Below are 16,632 nucleotides of genomic sequence, written 5' to 3' on the forward strand. Positions count from 1 at the left end.
GAAAATAAATGTTATACTTTGAGAAAGATTTATTATATAGAGGTGATTTAAATGAGCGGCATAGCAGGAAAAGGTTGCGAGATAATAATTCCGCAAGAAGAAAAAAAGACAGTTAAGGAAATAGAACGTAGTATAGTTAAAACATATAGAAAAGAACTTTGGACTAAATTTATAAAAGCTGTTAAAGATTATAATTTAGTACAAGAGGGAGATAAAATAGCTGTAGCTATTTCAGGTGGTAAGGATTCTCTTCTTTTAGCTAAATTAATGCAAGAATTAAAGATACATGGTAATGTTAATTTTGAATTAGAATTTATAGCTATGGATCCTGGGTATCATTCACAAATAAGAGAGTTGCTTGAGGAAAACTGTAAGCATCTAGAAATACCAGTAACAATTTATAAATCGGGTATTTTCGATGTTATAGATGAAAAAGCTAAGGAATATCCATGTTATCTTTGTGCAAGAATGAGACGAGGTTCCCTTTATGCAAAGGCAAAAGAACTTGGATGCAATAAATTAGCACTTGGACATCATTACAATGATGTCATTGAAACAACTATGTTAAATGTTTTATATGCAGGAAACTTTAAAACAATGCTTCCTAAATTAAAGTCAGCAAATTTTGAAAATATGGAGCTTATAAGACCAATGTATTATATAGAAGAAGATAATATAAAGAAATTTATAAACTACTGCGGAATTTGGCCTCTTAATTGTGCTTGTATGGTAGCTGCTAAGAAAATAGGGAATAAGAGATATGAAATTAAAGGTTTAATTAAAGAATTAAAGAAGAACTTTGATGGAGTTGAAAAGTCTATATTTAAATCGGCTGAAAATGTAAATGTTGATTCTATATTAGGTTGGAAAAAAGACGGTGAAAAAGTTTCTTATTTAGATGAGTATGATGAAAGGTAGGGTTATCCTACCTTTTTTTTAGCTTCCTTAGAAACAGGAATAAAATAATGCAATTAAACAAATAATATAAAGAAATAATAAAGGGAGGTGAGATTATGGCTAAACATGGACAAAGGGCTACTTGGGAAAATGATCATTTTCAAGCACCTAAAAAAAATGATGTTGCACCAGTTCCGGAAGTAAATAAAAAGGGTAAAAAATAACTAATAAAATATAATTATTTAACTTCTTTTTCTTAAATAAAAAAACTTCAATCAAGGTAAAAATATTTGATTGAAGTTTTTTTTATTTTCAAAAAGAAACTTTATATATTAATGAAAATATGGTATAGTTTACATAGATGACAATTTGGATTTAGGGAGCAGAAAGAAAACAAAAAGTCAAGGATTTGAGGATGTTTTGCTATAGTATAAGAACTATAATCGGCGAATAGACAAGAATATGACTAGTTATTTTAAAAGCTCTTAAATTATAGACAAAGTAATAAAATAGGTACAAGATAAGGGTGGTGAATAATATGAAATTAATAGTAAATGGTGATGATTTTGGGTTAACAATGGGTGTATCTAAAGGTATAATAGATGCAATGAAAAATGGAATTATGACCGATACAACTGCAATGGCAAATATGCCTTATTTTGAAGAATCTATGAAGATGGCTAAAGAAAATGGAATAAATGAAATGGGAGTACATCTTAATTTAACTTGTGGGAAACCAATTTTATCACAAAATGAAGTTGCCTCATTAGTAACTGAAGATGGTAATTTTTATAAAAAGCCAAACTACATGCCTAAAGAAATTGATATGGATGAATTAGAAAAAGAATTAAGAGCACAAATAAGTAAATTTATATCTACAGGTATGGAATTAAATCATATTGATGGACATCATCACTTTTATATATTTAATGAAAGTGTGTTTAGATTAGTCCTTTCCTTAGCTAGAGAATTCAATGTTCCAGTAAGGTGTCCAAGTAGTGAATATATGCATATTGTAAAAAAATTTAATATTAAATCACCAGATATTATGATTGGAGATTTTTATGAAGGTAATGCAAATGAAGATTACTTAATTAAAAGACTAAAAGAGTTAAATAGTGTAGATGTAGTGGAGGTTATGGCTCATCCAGCTATAATAGATGAAGAGTTACGAAATATTAGTTCTTATTTAAACTATAGAACTATAGAACTTAATGCTTTAAAATCAGAAGCTATAAAAAAATTTGTAAAAGATAATAAAATAGAGTTAATAAAATTTTCGCAAATATAAAAAATGTTATATATATTGGGAAATAGGCAATAATTATAAAAAGAGAAAAGGGAGTGAAAATATGAAAGCTAAGAAAATAGGGAAAATGGCTTTATTAATAGCAGCTACAGCAGCATTAGTTGCTACATTAGTTAATGATAAAAAAATTAAAAAATAAAAAGTGAAAAATAAATTATTTAATATATAAAAATAAGCGTGGTAGAGGGTAGTATATTATGAATAGCAAATATGAAAATAACAAGGACGTTATATCATTTAAGGGGATAGGGGCAAGTGAGTGGAGATTCAACATTCAAAGCAATGAATTTTTTTGCAATGATGAAGTATACAATAAAGAACAAATCACAGGGATTTGTTGCTATAATAATTTACTAAAAAACGTACATTGTGATGATGTTTCTAGAGTTGAGGACTTTTTTAAAGGAATAAAATATGAATCAATCAACGAAGCATCATTCGATGAAATTATTTTTAAATTTAGAAATAATTATGGGGAGTTAATTAAAATTTTTGCGCGATCAATAATAAATATAGAAAACCCTAATATAAGAGAAGGATACTTCTTTAATATTAGCAATGTGCTTGAAAAAAGCAATAATGAAGGATTTTTATCTAAAAATAGAGAAGAATTAATTAAAGGTATTTTTATTGTTACTAATAAATATGATGGCATAGTTTCATTTTACGGCAATAACAAAGATATAATAGGATTAGATAATATATGCATTAACATGAATTTTAATGACTGTATAAAATATATTCATAAAGATTATATTAAAGAAATTAGTACATTAATAAATAATCCTACTCAAAGTATTTATGAAGGCTTAGAAATTAAAATTAACGATATATATGGCAAAGAAAAATGGATTAGCTTGAAGGGACGAGTTAAAAGGAATTCCGACGGTAGTTTAATTGGTTTTGAAGGGTATATAGATGATATAACAAATGAAAAAGAAGCTAATATTAAACTTAAGTATATAAGTAATTATGACGAATTAACAGGTGTTCATAATAGAGGTTACTTAAAACAAATAATAGAAGATTACATAACAAAACATAAAGAAAATGAATCAAGAGGATCACTTATTATAATAGATTTAGATAATTTTAAATTTATTAATGATTCATATGGTCATAGATGTGGAGATTTATTTATTGAAGCAGTAGCATATGAATTAGAAAAAATATCTGAAGATAAAGAATTAATATGTAGGTTTGGCGGAGATGAATTTTTAATATTTATTCCTAACATTACAAGTTTAGTAGATGTAGAAAAAATGGCTAATAAAATAATTCATAGATTTAAAGATGCATTTTATATAGAGGAAAATGAAATATATTCAACAGTTAGTATAGGAACATCTATATTCCCTGATGATGGTGTTGATTTTGAAGAGTTATTAAAAAATGCAGATGCAGCTATGTATATAGCAAAAAGTAATGGTAAAAATCAGTATCAATTCTTTAATTATAATATATCTCATGAGCTTAATAAAATATATACAATACAAAAAGGGTTAAGAACAGCTTTAGATAAGGGAGAAATGTTTGTAGTTTTTCAACCAAAAGTTGAACTTAATAATGATAAAACTGGTGGGTTTGAAGCTTTGCTTAGATGGAAAAGTGAAGAACTTGGATTTGTGAGCCCTGTGGAATTTATTCCTATAGCAGAGACAACCAGACTTATTATACCAATTGGAAACTTTGTTTTAGAAGAAGTTTGTTCAAAGATTAAATATTTATTAAAAGAAGGTTATGATAATTTTAAAATAGCTCTTAATTTATCAGAGGTACAGCTAAGAGATAGAACCCTAGTAAATACATTTAAGACTGTAATGGAGATGTATGATATTTCTCCTAAATACATAGAAATAGAAATAACAGAGAGTATGCTTATGAAAAGTTTTGATAAAAATATTGAAGCTTTACTAGAAATTAAAGCTCTTGGAGTATCTATTGCCTTAGATGATTTTGGAACTGGGTATTCATCACTTAATTACTTAACTAAATTACCTATAGATGTTTTGAAAATTGATAGAAGTTTTGTTGTAGACATGATAGATAATCATAAAAGTAGATGTATAGTAGAAAATATAATACAATTATCTCACAAGCTTGGAATTAAAGTTGTAGCAGAAGGCGTAGAGGTAATAGAGCAAGTTGATTACTTAAAAAGTATCTATTGTGATATTGTTCAAGGTTATTATTATAGTAAGCCACAAGTATTTGAAAATGTAATAAATATGCTACCGAGATAGTATATAATATAAAAAAATATTTAAAATTAAAAAATAGTTGACAAATATGGTGAAAGAACATAGTATAGAATAAAGAAACAATGATATTCCATTGAAGAGGGATAGTAACTAATTTGGTAAAGATTCAGAGAACCGAAGGTGGTGTGATTTCGGTACTGCAGCAAATAGTGAATGGGCCTTTGAGGAGCAAAGTGAAATCTAACGATAGTAGCTAAGCCGTGGGTTGCACGTTACAGCAAATAGGGTATTATATAGTACCTGAAATATAAGTGGCTTTTTTATAAGCAATTTAGGTGGCAACGCGGATATTCTCCGTCCTATTAATTTAGGACGGAGTTTTTTTATTATCTAAAAAGGAGTTGAGTGGTATGTTATGAAGTGAATGTGTAATCAAGTGGGTATTAGTTTCAGAGGGGATTTGCTTAATAGTAATACCACAGGACAACTAAAACTTAGAAAATTTATCTAGTGGGAGAAAACTTAAATTTATTATTAAAATTTCAAGGGGGAAATAGAAATGAATAAAAAAATGGATATAAAGAAAATGACAATTAATTCGATATTAATAGCAATAGGTGCAATACTGCATCAAATAACTCCAACAATAGGATTACCAATGCAACCAGATTTAGCTCTAGCAATGTTGTTTATAATAATAATATTAAATAATGATTATAAAACTACTTTGATATCAGGAATTATAATTGGGGTTTTCACATCTTTAACAACAAAATTTCCAGGGGGGCAACTTCCTAACATTATAGATAAAGTAGTTACTTCTAATATAATATATTTTGCATTATTACCATTAAGAAATAGATTTAAAGATATTACTAAAATGGCTATATGCTTACCTATAGGAACTATAATAAGTGGATTGGTGTTTTTATTATCGGCACAATTTATTGTAGGTTTGCCAAGTGAATTCATGGCTCTTGTAAAAGTGGTAGTTATACCAGCTGCAATAATGAATACTATAATTGGAATAATATTATTTAAAGCTGTAAAGGTCGCATTAAAAGCAACGAAAACAACAGTAAAAGCTTGAACTACAATTAATCAAAAGTTATGATTAGTAGATAAAAATCTACTAATCATAATTATTTATTTTTTAAATTAATAGCTTAGTTATTGTGTTTTGTAACTTTATAAATTTCTGGAGTTGTTTCGTCAATTGCTTTAAATGTATAACCTTCTTTTTTATAATGTTTTATAATTGAAGGTAATGCAGTAGCACTATTTTTATTTATGTAGCCACAATGCATTAATAGAGTTATATTGTTTTTCTCGCTGATAGATTTTTTAAAAATACAATCTGGAGAAGAATTAGCATTTGCACCATCACAAGTATCTTGAGTCCAGTCATAAATTCTTAAATCATTTTCGTGAATTAAATTTACTAAGGAATCTGTTAATTTATAAGTATTATTATTACAACCAAATGGAAATCTTAATATCTTATATTTTTGACCAGTAGTTTTTTCTAAAATTGCTTGATCATTTAACATTTCCTTTAAGAATCCTTCATTGCCATGATATAGTTTATTTCTATCATGGGTTACACTATGTAATCCTATACTGTGACCTTCGTTTTTCATACGCAAAATAATATCTTCTTGATTTTGGACTTGACATCCAATTACAAAAAATGTAGCTGGAACACCTTCCTCTTTTAATGTATCTAAAATTTTATTAGTTATTTTACCGCCAGGACCATCATCAAAAGTAAGATAAATAACCTTTTCAACATCGGTTTGGCAAGCTAATGATGTTAAACTTAATGATGAGAATAAAAATAAAGTTAAAAATAATATTATAATGTTTCTTAAAAAAAATTTTTTCACAAAGAATTCATCCCTTCCTTTAGTTATTACTAGATAATCTTAGTATGCCAAAGTATTTAAAAAATAAAAGAGTAATTATATGGTGATAATATTATAAATTTCTATTTAATATAGGAATTAGAAATCGTTTTTTGTAAATGTATATCATAATTTGATAAAAAACAGTATAAAAAGTAAAAATATGTGATAATGTAATATATATATTATTGTAAAGGTATTGGTGAATATATGAGTAAAAGAGAGGTCTTTTTGGGATTAGGAGCTATAATATTTTTTGGATTTATAGCTATTTGCATATGTATATATTTAATGAAAAGGATTATTTTAAAAAAAGAAGAATATGAAAAAGCAAACAAAATGTCTAAAAGAAATTATAAAAGATATAATATGGCTATAGAAGCCTTAAATGGATCTATATGGGAATGGGATGATAAAAGTAAAATCTTATATTTATCTAGTACAATAAAAGATATTTTACAAGTGAAGAGTAATATAGATACCTTTGGAAAATTGTTTGAGTTTATTGTACCTAAGGATAGAGCTAGAGTTGAGGAAATAATTAGTAATATATGTAATAATAAAATAGTGGAGAAATTTGATATTCAATATACTTTTAAAAATACAAAAGGAAAAGAGATAATTATAAATTTAAATGGAATAGGAAGGTTTAAAGAAGGCGTATTTTACCTTGCAGGGATAATAAATGATATAACAGAAAAGGTTAAACAACAACAGTTAATAGAAGAAGGAAATAAAAAGTATAAATTAGTTGTAGAGGGGTCTAGCAATATAATTTTTTGTATAGATATTGAAAAAGAAAAAATTATTTTTGATAAAAAAATAGTTAATTATTTTCAGTATAATCATGATAGTTGTATAGGGCTACATGGAGAGGTAATAATAACTTTAAAACAGTGGGAATTTTTTATATTTAGTAAGGATATTAAATCATATAGAGAAAAAATACAGAAATTATTATATGGAAAAGATACTGTAGATTATGAAGTTGAATATAGACTTGTAAGTAAAGAAAATAAAATTGTATGGGTTCATGCTAGTGGAAAGAGATCTATAGGTGATGATGGTAAAATGTATGTATATGGATCATTAATTGATATAACTGATATAAAAGAAAAGGAACTTAAAATTTATTTTATGAGTTATTACGATGAGGTAACTGGAATTGCTAATAGAAGATTATTTGTTGAAAATGTTAATAAATCACTTGAAAGTAATAAGGGGAATGAAAGTATAGCTATTATATTTATAGATTTAGATAATTTTAAATATATAAATGATACATATGGACATAATTTAGGAGATTCTTTATTAGAAAAATTTTGTGAAGAGATGTATGGAATAATTGATGAAAATAGTCATTTTGCAAGATTAGGTGGAGATGAATTTGTAATTGCTAAAACTAAAATTAAAAATAATATAGAAGTAGAGGAATTAATACAAGCTATAATAAAGAGATTTAACGATTCTATAAAAGTTGATGGAAAAGATGTTTATTGTACATTAAGTATAGGGGTTAGTTTATATCCATTTGATGGAGAAAATCTAGATTCATTATTAAAAAGAGCTGATATAGCTATGTATAAGGCTAAAGCTAATGGGAAAAATAGATATCAATTCTTTGATATAAACCTATTAAAAGAATTTAATAGAGATTTTGAAATTGAAAAAGGATTAAGAACAGCGCTAGATAAAAATGAGATTATTGTATTATATCAAGCTAAAGTAAATACTTTTACAGAAGAAGTTGTTGGATATGAATCATTAGCTAGATGGAATAGTTCAGAGCTTGGGATTGTATCACCAACAGAATTTATACCAATAGCAGAGCGAACAGGTCTTATAATTAATATAGGTAAATCTATAATTGAAGAGTCAATAAAAAGGTGTAAACAACTTTCATTAACTACAAATAAGAAATTTAAAATAGCTATAAATTTATCTGGCATACAGATTAGGGATGATGAAATAGTCGATTTTGTTTCAGATACACTTAAAGCATATAATTTACCTCCAAGTTATATAGAATTTGAGATAACAGAGAGTATAATAATGAAGTCTGTAGATAAAAATATAGATATTTTAAAAAAACTTAAGAAAATTGGAGTAAGTATTGCATTAGATGACTTTGGAACAGGATATTCATCTTTAAGTTATTTAAAAATTCTTGCAATAGATGTACTTAAAATTGATAAAAGTTTTATAGATGGAATAAGTATTGATAAAAAAAGTGAATATATAATAGAAAAAATAGTGGATTTATCACATTGTTTAGATATAGTAGTAGTGGCTGAAGGGGTAGAGACTAAAAAGCAGGTAGAGTATTTAAAAAGTATTAAATGCGATATAATACAAGGTTATTATTATAGCAAGCCAAAGCCTTTTGAATTAGCTAAAAAGATGATGTTGATAGATTTAAATTAATATCAATTAGTTTTTTATTAGCACCAAAATATAAGTATAGACGTATTATGTAGATATATTATACTTAGGGGGCCTAGAAATGAAAATAAGGATAGATGATGAATATTCTAACTTAGGAGAAGATTTAAATATTGTTTTTGGTGAATATTGTGAAAATGATATAAGTAAACAAGAAGATGGTACGTTTGGAAAAGAAAGTAGTTGCTATAACAATAATGATAGTATCTATGAAAGATCAAATAATAATGAATTTGATATGGAAATACAATATCCAGAAGAGTCTAGTTATGAAGATAGTACTGATGAAAAGCATATAGAATATGAAGCATTGGATAAAAAATATGAAGAAAAGTGTGAAGAAAAATATGAAGAAAAATATGAAGAAAAGTGTGAAGTATGTGAAGAAAATTATGATGATAGTAGTGGCAAAATTAAAGTATCAGTTAAATTAGAGGATAGTAATGGTGTTGAAATTAAAGGGGCAAAAGTTAATTTATATGAATTGAATGGTGTTTGTCCTAAATTACATGAATCAAAGTTAACAGATTTTAAAGGGGAGATTATTTTCGATAATTTAGTAAATGGATGTTATAGAATAATTTCATTAGTAGATAGAAAATTCTTTGAAAAGCCTGTTTATATTACATGGAATGAAGTAACTATTGATAATTCCATTAAAGATGCAAATATATGTGTAGTAAATAAAATTAAACCATCTTGTTATAGGGAACTTCAAAAAATATCTAGTCAGATTTAAATATATTTTCTTCCAACGACCATAAGGATCATTCGAATAAATAAAAGATAAATAGTTTTTTTAGACCATAATTTTTTGCTAAAGTTATGGTCTAAAAATATATTAGGCACTTTCAAAAAAATATGATAATATTTAAGTATATTGAAATATATTGGAGGAGAAAAAATGAATAAGATGTCATTAAAAGTAGAAAGAATACATAAGGATGCAATACTTCCAAGATCCGCACACTCCGGTGATGCAGGTTTAGATTTATATTCTGTAGAAAATATAGTAATTACCCCAGGAGAAAGTGCATTAATTAAAACAGGAATAAAAATAGAATTGCCAGAGCAAACTGAGGCTCAAGTTAGACCAAGAAGTGGATTAGCGTTAAAATTTGGTATAACAGTTTTAAATACTCCAGGAACTATAGATGAAGGTTACAGAGGGGAAGTTGGAGTTATATTAATTAATCATAGTAAAAATAGTTTTACAGTTGAAAAAGGAATGAAGATAGCTCAAATGGTAGTTAAACCAGTATGGAAAGTTGATATAATAGAAGTAGAAAAATTATCATCAAGTGAAAGAGCAGAAGGTGGGTTTGGATCAACTGGCCTAAGATAGGTTTTATAAAGGGATCTACAAATAAATAATTAATCAGATTCTGGTGTATTTGGCACTAGGCTTCGTTACCACAACATTTACATAGTGAGTCTATGTAAATGTTGTGGTTCTTTGCCTAGCTCAAAATATCCTCAGAATCTTTGACTTATTATTTTATTTAAGCTCTTTAAGCTAAATTTTCCCATTCTTCATAAAGGGAAGAGACTACTTCTTCAAGAACAGCTATTTCTTTATTAACTCTTTCACTTTCTTTTGGATTTGCATAAATTTCTTCAAGGCATAATTGTTCTTGAAGAACTAATAAATCATCTTCCTTTGAAGCAATATCATCTTCAATTTTTTTTAGCTTAAGTTTTACAGTTTTCTCTTCTTTTTCTAATTCTCTTTTCTTTTTCTTTTCGTCTTTAACTTGAGTTTTAGTTTTACCATTTTGTAATTCTTCAATTTCTTGGAAACGAAGGGGATTAGCTTTTTTCTCAAGATAGTAGCTGTAGTTACCTAAGTACTCATTAATTCCACATTCCTTAAGTTCTAGTATTCTATTAATTACTTTATTAAGAAAATATCTATCATGAGATATTATCATTAAGGTACCATCATAGCTTAAAATAGCATCTTCTAGCGCTTCTCTTGACATAATATCTAAATGGTTTGTTGGTTCATCTAATAAAAGTAAGTTAGAGCGAGAAAGCATAAGTTTTAAAAGATTAATTCTACACTTTTCTCCACCACTTAAGGTATTTATGATTTTAAATACATCATCTCCTGTAAATAGAAATGAAGCAAGTGCATTTCTAAGTTTAGAAGTAGTTAAGTGAGGGAAGTCATCCCAAACCTCGTCTATTATACTTTTATCTAAATTAAGATTAGATTGCTCTTGATCATAATATCCAACATTTACGTTAGTGCCAAGAATAACATTTCCTTTCTCTGCACCTACTGTGTTCATGATGATTTTAAATAAAGTAGTTTTACCACGTCCATTTTCACCAATTAATGCGACTTTTTCTCCTCGTTTTAAATCAAAATCAAGAGTTGTAAATAATGTTTTTAAACCATAGCTTTTAGCTAAATTTTCTGCATGTAAGACATCATAACCACTTTTAACTGAAGTTTCAAATTGTATTTTTGAAGCTTCTTTATCTTTATCTGGGGTATCAAGTCTATCAATTTTATCAAGAGCTTTTTCACGGCTTTCGGCAGCTTTAATACTCTTTTCTCTATTGAAAGATCTGAATTTTTCAATAATAGCTTCCTGTCTTTTAATTTCAACCTGCTGTAGAGTATAAGCTTTTAATTGAGCTTCATGGTCTTTTGCTCTAAGATCTAAGAATTTAGTGTAAGGAACGTTATAACAATTAACATGACCATTAATTACTTCAAATGTATGTGTAGTAACTGCATCTAAGAAGAATCTATCATGAGAAACTACTAAGACTGTTCCTTTATAAGATTTCAAATAATCTTCAAGCCATTCTATAGCTTCTAAATCTAAATGATTAGTAGGCTCATCTAAAAGAATTATATCTGGTTTGCGAAGAAGTAGTCTACAAAGAGAAACTCTAGTTTTTTGCCCCCCACTTAATGTAGATATAGTTTTATTAAAGTCATCTTCAAGAAATCCAAGTCCTTTTAAAACTTTAGATATTTCACCTCTGTAAGTGTAACCACCTCTAGGTCCATATAAATCTTGAATATTTGTATAGTCTTTTATTAATTTATCATGATAAGCAGCATTATTTTCATCATAAGGCTCGCTCATTTTGACTTCTAAATTAGCAAGCTTAGTCTCCATGTTTAGGAGTTCTTGAAAAACACAAACTAACTCATCATAGATAGAGTTATTCATATTAAGTGTAATGTTTTGAGACAGGTAACCAAGGGATTTATTTTTATCTAAAAATATTTCACCATTATCATAATTTAAATCCTTTGTAAGAATTTTAAAAAGAGTAGATTTACCTTCACCATTTCCACCTATAATACCAACTTTATCACCTTCGTTAATAGAAAATGTAACATTTTTTAATACATCTCTAATACCGTAGCTTTTTCTTATATCCTTGCAACTTAAAATTACCATTGTTATCCTCCATCTTTCAAGGCAGCTTCAAAAAATAACTAGTCATATTATTTTAGCTCCCTAATTGCCATCTTTGCAGCTTTAAACTGTCATTTTTAAAGAAGGCTCATCTATGTAAAAAATAATAAAAATCAAATGTCATAGTTAATTATACTATCAACTAGTAAGGTAATCAAATTATGAAATTATAAAATGAAAAAAAGATGCAAATTTAATAAAATCACACCTTTTTTTATATTTAAATTATAGGCTATCTCTTAAAACTAAATATCCAAGTGGAGGAGTATTGTTAAATAAACCTATTATATATATTGTATAAAACTGTCCATTAAGAAGTCTGAGGTTTGTAATAAGTTGAGATATTGCCTGAAGAGAGGAAAGCGTAACTCTAAAGTTATAAATGCCTGGTGATAAGGGATAATATCCTGTGGTTTCTACATATTCAACATTACTAAAAAGGGGAACATTATTTAATAAAGAAAGGGTTAGTAATGGCGAATTTGGAGATAAATGTATAAATCTTAAAAATGAGTTAGATATACTAGGACCACTAGTTGAATCATTTAATAGAAACAAGTCAATACTATTATAGAAAGTAATAATAGAAACAGTTGATGCACTGTTTGGAAGTAAATTAATTGTCTTAGTAAAAAGTGGGTTATCATATAAGCCAGAAGGATATAATTGAATTTCATAACTTCCAGGATTTAATTGTAAATATGGTACAACTTTCCCGAATAGTAATCCTTTGGCAATAAGTTCACCATTAGCATAAACATCAATAGAGCCCGCCTCAGGAAGGGCATGGATTAATCTAAGCCTGCTTTGTGAATTAGGCAATGTTTCTCTATAAAAGTTCATAATATCACCTACTCTTCCCTTGAATAATCAAGAGTTAATTTAATAATTTTTTTAATTATTAAAGTAGCAATTGGATAAGGAATTTTATATGATTTTAAGGTGCTAAGCACTCCGTTATTATTTTTTTCCATATCATTAAATATTTTATCAATATCATCAGAAGAGCAACACCTAGTATCATTTGTAATATCAGAATTAATAGATAAATCAAAATCTCTAAGTATATCTAAGTGAGTAAGCGCATTTGTAAATCTATCAATATTAGTATCTTCAGTGTAGTTGTATAATTCACTTTCAGGTAATTGAGGTAATGCAGGTAATTCAGATGGATAAAGTTCATCTTTGTCAGCTATGTTAGTTGGAGTAGAATTATTATTAGTAGTATTATTGTCTGAACTGTATATTGAAGGTGTAGGAATAGTTGCTGGATAAAGAGGTACTGGGTTAGTATTCATATTAGGAAGAGGATTAAAATCCTGAGTAGTTTGTAAATCAGGTAGCCCTATAAAGAAGTTATTAGTCATATTATTAGCATCTACATCCATACAAGGAACCCATGAGGAATCTTTAGATTTAAATGGTTCTTTAATGTTTAAAGGAATGAAAGTTAAATCATCAGACCTATCAACCAAAGTATTTTTTTTTGAATTCATTTTTTACCTCCAAAAGAATATTTATTATAAATATATGATAGATATTTATATATGTTACCTTAGGGACATGAAAATACAGGAATTTGATTAACTGTTTTTTGAAGCCCTTATAGATTATGAGAATGAAGATGGTTCTAGTACTAAAAAATAGTATAGTGTTGTAATTTGTGTCATAAATTAATATTTTGAATAATATATAGTGGAGCTACTAATATAAAATTTCATTACAAGCTGATAAGTAAGTTCTAATATTAAAATGTAAAATTTTGAGTGTCACTTATAATGTTTAATGGAAGGGTTGATAAATTGAGAGATTTATTTATAGGACTAGATAAAAAGGTGCCTATTTTAGGTGGGCATAAGGTAATACCAATAAATTTTGATAATGCAGCTACTACACCAGTATTTAAGCAAGTTATTAATAAAATAATAGAGGCTAGTGAAGATTATGGTTCTATAGGAAGAGGACTTGGTCAAAAATCTGAGTTTTCCACAGCGGTATATCATGAGTGTAGAAATTTCATTTCAGATTTTTTTAAAGCTCCTTTAGATAAATACACTATAATATTTGTTAACAATACAACAGAGGGGATAAATAAGTTATCTAATATATTAATAACAAGTAAATATGATGTAGTGATAACTAGTAGAATGGAACATCATTCTAATGATTTGCCCTGGAGAAATAAATGTATAGTAGATTATATAGAAGTTGATAATAATGGTAGATTGAAGATAGAGGAATTAGAGGAAAAGCTTATAAATTATAATGGGAAGGTTAAGTTTGTATCGTTAATAGCGGCATCTAATGTAACTGGATATGTGAACGATCTAACTAAAATTGCAAAAACTGTGCATAAGTATGGTGCAAAATTAATAGTTGATGGTGCTCAAATTGTGGCGCATAAAAGAATTTATATGACATCTAACCAGGAACTTGAAAATATAGATTTTTTAGTGTTCTCAGCCCATAAAATGTATGCACCTTTTGGTAGTGGCGCAATAGTTGGACTAAACACGTATTTTAATGATGTAGAACCAGATATAAAAGGTGGAGGAACTGTTGAGGCAGTGTTAGATTATAGTGAAATATGGCTACAGACACCTGAAAAAAATGAAGCTGGAAGCCCTAATTTCTTTGGAGCGGTAGCATTAGTAGAGGGGATTAAGGAACTAGAGAAAATAGGATATGATAAAATTGAAAAGCATGAAAAAGAAATTTTATCAAAGACATTAGAAGGTATGAAAGTTATACCAAAAATTATAAACTATGGGGATTTGGAAAATTATGAAGATAGATTAGGAATTACAGTATTTAATATTGAAGGTATATATAATGCTGAAGTTGCTAAAATATTAGCAGAATATAAAGCAATAGCAGTAAGGCAGGGTGCTTTTTGTGCTCATCCATATGTAAGAAGACTGTTACATTTATCAGATGAAGAAGCAACAGCGTATCTAACAAATTCAAATTTGAAGATGCAAGGGATGGTTCGGGTAAGCTTTGGAATATATAATAGCATAGAAGAGGTAAATATATTTCTAAACACAATTGAATGGATAAGTAATAATATATCAAAATTTTAATTAGCATATTAGCTAATTAATAGCAAAATAGCTATAAGCTATTTTGCTATTTTCCTTTAGATTACTAAGTTTTACTTATTCTTAGGATTATTAAAAGATTTAAACTTAGGCAAGTAATTTTCAAGTATTAAAGATGGTTCGCCGTTAACTAAAGGAGTAAAGTAGTTTAGTGCTTCTTCAGTTAGATGATTACCAGCCGTGTTTACCCATTCCGTTGGAAAGTATTTAACATTATTAGCTATTTTATCTGCTGGGACTAGAAAATATGATACTTTATAAGGGGAATTAGAATCCCTTTTAATTCCTACCATATAGCCAGACATACCATCTCTTGCAAATTCTAATGCTGAATACCCAGCATCATAAGCTTCTTGTAAATCTACATTGCTAGCGCAATGTATTGCACATCTTTGCAGTACACCAAGCTCAAGTGATTTAACTCTTGTAGTTATACCAGAGTTAATTATTAAATGCTTAAGATAGTTACCAACTCCACCAAGCTGAGCATGTCCAAAAGTATCATGTTGTTTTTCTACTTCAGTTACAAATGTACCTTCCGCATTTCGTATTCCTTCGGATACAACTATATAAACTTGGTTTTGTTCCTTAAACTTTTGGTTTACATCACTTAAAAATTTATCTGTATCAAAAGCTGTCTCAGGTAGATAAATAAAATCAGCTACAGGTTTTCCATTAATTTGAGCAAGGCAGGCTGAAGCTGCAAGCCATCCTGTATCACGGCCCATAGTCTCTAGTATGAATATACCATTATTTATATAAACTGATGAATCAAGATAAGTTTCTAAAATAGTTGTTGCAATAAACTTTGCAGCACTTCCGAATCCAGGTGTATGATCTGTAAACATTAAATCATTATCTATAGTTTTAGGTATTCCCATAAACTTTATATCAAGTCCAGTTTCCACAGCATATTTTCCTAGCTTAGCAATAGTATCCATTGAATCATTACCGCCTACATAAAAAAATGCTTTAATATCATTAGCTTTTAAAATTTCTAAAAGTTTATCATATTCTTCTGCTCCATCTTCAAGGTTTTTCATTTTATATCTACAAGATCCAAGGCCAGAAGAAGGTGTATGTCTAAAAATTTGGATTTCTTCATCTGAAAGGGTTGTTAAGTTTATTAGGCTTCCATTTAAGATACCTTCAATTCCGTTTAAGCCGCCATAAACATTGTCAAATAAATCTAAATCTTTATTCGCCTTAAGTAAACCTACTACACTTGAATTAATTACAGATGTTGGTCCGCCTGATTGGGCAATGATACAATTAGCCATTTGAATACGCTCCTTTTATTATAAAATATGCAATGTGATATACTTTTTAACT

At 27.8% G+C, this 16,632-nt stretch carries 13 protein-coding genes and 1 other annotated feature; of the genes, 8 read left to right on the forward strand and 5 right to left on the reverse strand.

The features are described from left to right. Nucleotides 1-51 precede the first annotated feature (51 nt). The 4 genes from BLS77_RS15100 to BLS77_RS15115 all read left to right on the forward strand — a co-directional run bounded on the left by BLS77_RS15100 (nucleotide 52) and on the right by BLS77_RS15115 (nucleotide 5,497). A complete protein-coding gene (locus tag BLS77_RS15100) occupies nucleotides 52-918 on the forward strand; it encodes a tRNA 2-thiocytidine biosynthesis TtcA family protein (protein ID WP_089971731.1) in 867 nt (288 codons plus the stop codon). Nucleotides 919-1,435: 517 nt separating this feature from the next. Continuing rightward, nucleotides 1,436-2,188, forward strand: coding sequence for a carbohydrate deacetylase (locus BLS77_RS15105; RefSeq protein WP_089971733.1), 753 nt, complete (start codon nucleotides 1,436-1,438; stop codon nucleotides 2,186-2,188). Between the two features lie 215 nt (nucleotides 2,189-2,403). After that, complete coding sequence (locus tag BLS77_RS15110; protein ID WP_089971736.1) at nucleotides 2,404-4,449, forward strand: putative bifunctional diguanylate cyclase/phosphodiesterase; 2,046 nt, start codon at nucleotides 2,404-2,406, stop codon at nucleotides 4,447-4,449. A gap of 82 nt (nucleotides 4,450-4,531) precedes the next feature. Further along, nucleotides 4,532-4,772 (forward strand) — a binding site (T-box leader). Nucleotides 4,773-4,966: 194 nt separating this feature from the next. After that, nucleotides 4,967-5,497, forward strand: a complete 531-nt coding sequence (locus BLS77_RS15115) for a tryptophan transporter (RefSeq protein ID WP_175490879.1) — start codon at nucleotides 4,967-4,969, stop codon at nucleotides 5,495-5,497. A gap of 76 nt (nucleotides 5,498-5,573) precedes the next feature. On the opposite strand, the gene BLS77_RS15120 is transcribed toward BLS77_RS15115, so the two are convergent. Beyond that, nucleotides 5,574-6,293, reverse strand: coding sequence for a polysaccharide deacetylase family protein (locus BLS77_RS15120; RefSeq protein ID WP_089971739.1), 720 nt, complete (start codon nucleotides 6,291-6,293; stop codon nucleotides 5,574-5,576). 228 nt (nucleotides 6,294-6,521) lie between these two features. Here BLS77_RS15120 and BLS77_RS15125 point away from each other — a divergent pair, with 228 nt between their 5' ends. From BLS77_RS15125 to dut, 3 genes are all read left to right on the forward strand, one after another. Further along, nucleotides 6,522-8,735 carry a sensor domain-containing protein gene (locus tag BLS77_RS15125; RefSeq protein ID WP_242873998.1) on the forward strand — a complete coding sequence of 738 codons (2,214 nt, stop codon included), beginning with the start codon at nucleotides 6,522-6,524 and terminating at the stop codon, nucleotides 8,733-8,735. A gap of 79 nt (nucleotides 8,736-8,814) precedes the next feature. Continuing rightward, on the forward strand, nucleotides 8,815-9,492 hold the full coding sequence (locus BLS77_RS20010) for a hypothetical protein (RefSeq protein WP_089971742.1): 678 nt from the start codon (nucleotides 8,815-8,817) through the stop codon (nucleotides 9,490-9,492). 165 nt (nucleotides 9,493-9,657) lie between these two features. Then, nucleotides 9,658-10,098 carry a dUTP diphosphatase gene (gene dut, locus BLS77_RS15135; RefSeq protein ID WP_089971744.1) on the forward strand — a complete coding sequence of 147 codons (441 nt, stop codon included), beginning with the start codon at nucleotides 9,658-9,660 and terminating at the stop codon, nucleotides 10,096-10,098. A 166-nt stretch (nucleotides 10,099-10,264) separates the two neighbouring features. Here dut and BLS77_RS15140 read toward each other — a convergent pair whose 3' ends face one another. From BLS77_RS15140 to BLS77_RS15150, 3 genes are all read right to left on the reverse strand, one after another. Next, nucleotides 10,265-12,181, reverse strand: a complete 1,917-nt coding sequence (locus BLS77_RS15140; RefSeq protein ID WP_089971746.1) for an ABC-F family ATP-binding cassette domain-containing protein — start codon at nucleotides 12,179-12,181, stop codon at nucleotides 10,265-10,267. Between the two features lie 243 nt (nucleotides 12,182-12,424). Further along, a complete protein-coding gene (locus BLS77_RS15145) occupies nucleotides 12,425-13,042 on the reverse strand; it encodes a DUF4397 domain-containing protein (protein ID WP_089971747.1) in 618 nt (205 codons plus the stop codon). An 8-nt stretch (nucleotides 13,043-13,050) separates the two neighbouring features. Next, the gene (locus tag BLS77_RS15150; protein ID WP_089971750.1) at nucleotides 13,051-13,695 is read right to left on the reverse strand and encodes a hypothetical protein; all 645 of its coding nucleotides are present in this window, start codon (nucleotides 13,693-13,695) and stop codon (nucleotides 13,051-13,053) included. 282 nt (nucleotides 13,696-13,977) lie between these two features. On the opposite strand from BLS77_RS15150, the gene BLS77_RS15155 reads away from it, so the two are divergent. Beyond that, nucleotides 13,978-15,282, forward strand: a complete 1,305-nt coding sequence (locus tag BLS77_RS15155; protein WP_089971751.1) for an aminotransferase class V-fold PLP-dependent enzyme — start codon at nucleotides 13,978-13,980, stop codon at nucleotides 15,280-15,282. A gap of 71 nt (nucleotides 15,283-15,353) precedes the next feature. On the opposite strand, the gene BLS77_RS15160 is transcribed toward BLS77_RS15155, so the two are convergent. Beyond that, the gene (locus tag BLS77_RS15160) at nucleotides 15,354-16,580 is read right to left on the reverse strand and encodes a 6-phosphofructokinase (protein WP_089971754.1); all 1,227 of its coding nucleotides are present in this window, start codon (nucleotides 16,578-16,580) and stop codon (nucleotides 15,354-15,356) included. Nucleotides 16,581-16,632: the final 52 nt, after the last annotated feature.

The organism is Clostridium gasigenes, assembly GCF_900104115.1.
GTDB classification, from domain to species: Bacteria; Bacillota; Clostridia; order Clostridiales; family Clostridiaceae; genus Clostridium; species Clostridium gasigenes.

Bases quoted from the DNA above. Each gene is read 5' to 3' on its own strand.
- BLS77_RS15140 (WP_089971746.1), bottom strand. From the start codon at position 12,181: ATGGTAATTTTAAGTTGCAAGGATATAAGAAAAAGCTACGGTATTAGA.
- BLS77_RS15150 (WP_089971750.1), bottom strand. From the start codon at position 13,695: ATGAATTCAAAAAAAAATACTTTGGTTGATAGGTCTGATGATTTAACT.
- BLS77_RS15125 (WP_242873998.1), top strand. From the start codon at position 6,522: ATGAGTAAAAGAGAGGTCTTTTTGGGATTAGGAGCTATAATATTTTTT.
- BLS77_RS15100 (WP_089971731.1), top strand. From the start codon at position 52: ATGAGCGGCATAGCAGGAAAAGGTTGCGAGATAATAATTCCGCAAGAA.
- BLS77_RS15145 (WP_089971747.1), bottom strand. From the start codon at position 13,042: ATGAACTTTTATAGAGAAACATTGCCTAATTCACAAAGCAGGCTTAGA.
- BLS77_RS15155 (WP_089971751.1), top strand. From the start codon at position 13,978: ATGTTTAATGGAAGGGTTGATAAATTGAGAGATTTATTTATAGGACTA.
- BLS77_RS15105 (WP_089971733.1), top strand. From the start codon at position 1,436: ATGAAATTAATAGTAAATGGTGATGATTTTGGGTTAACAATGGGTGTA.
- BLS77_RS20010 (WP_089971742.1), top strand. From the start codon at position 8,815: ATGAAAATAAGGATAGATGATGAATATTCTAACTTAGGAGAAGATTTA.
- dut (WP_089971744.1), top strand. From the start codon at position 9,658: ATGAATAAGATGTCATTAAAAGTAGAAAGAATACATAAGGATGCAATA.
- BLS77_RS15160 (WP_089971754.1), bottom strand. From the start codon at position 16,580: ATGGCTAATTGTATCATTGCCCAATCAGGCGGACCAACATCTGTAATT.
- BLS77_RS15115 (WP_175490879.1), top strand. From the start codon at position 4,967: ATGAATAAAAAAATGGATATAAAGAAAATGACAATTAATTCGATATTA.
- BLS77_RS15110 (WP_089971736.1), top strand. From the start codon at position 2,404: ATGAATAGCAAATATGAAAATAACAAGGACGTTATATCATTTAAGGGG.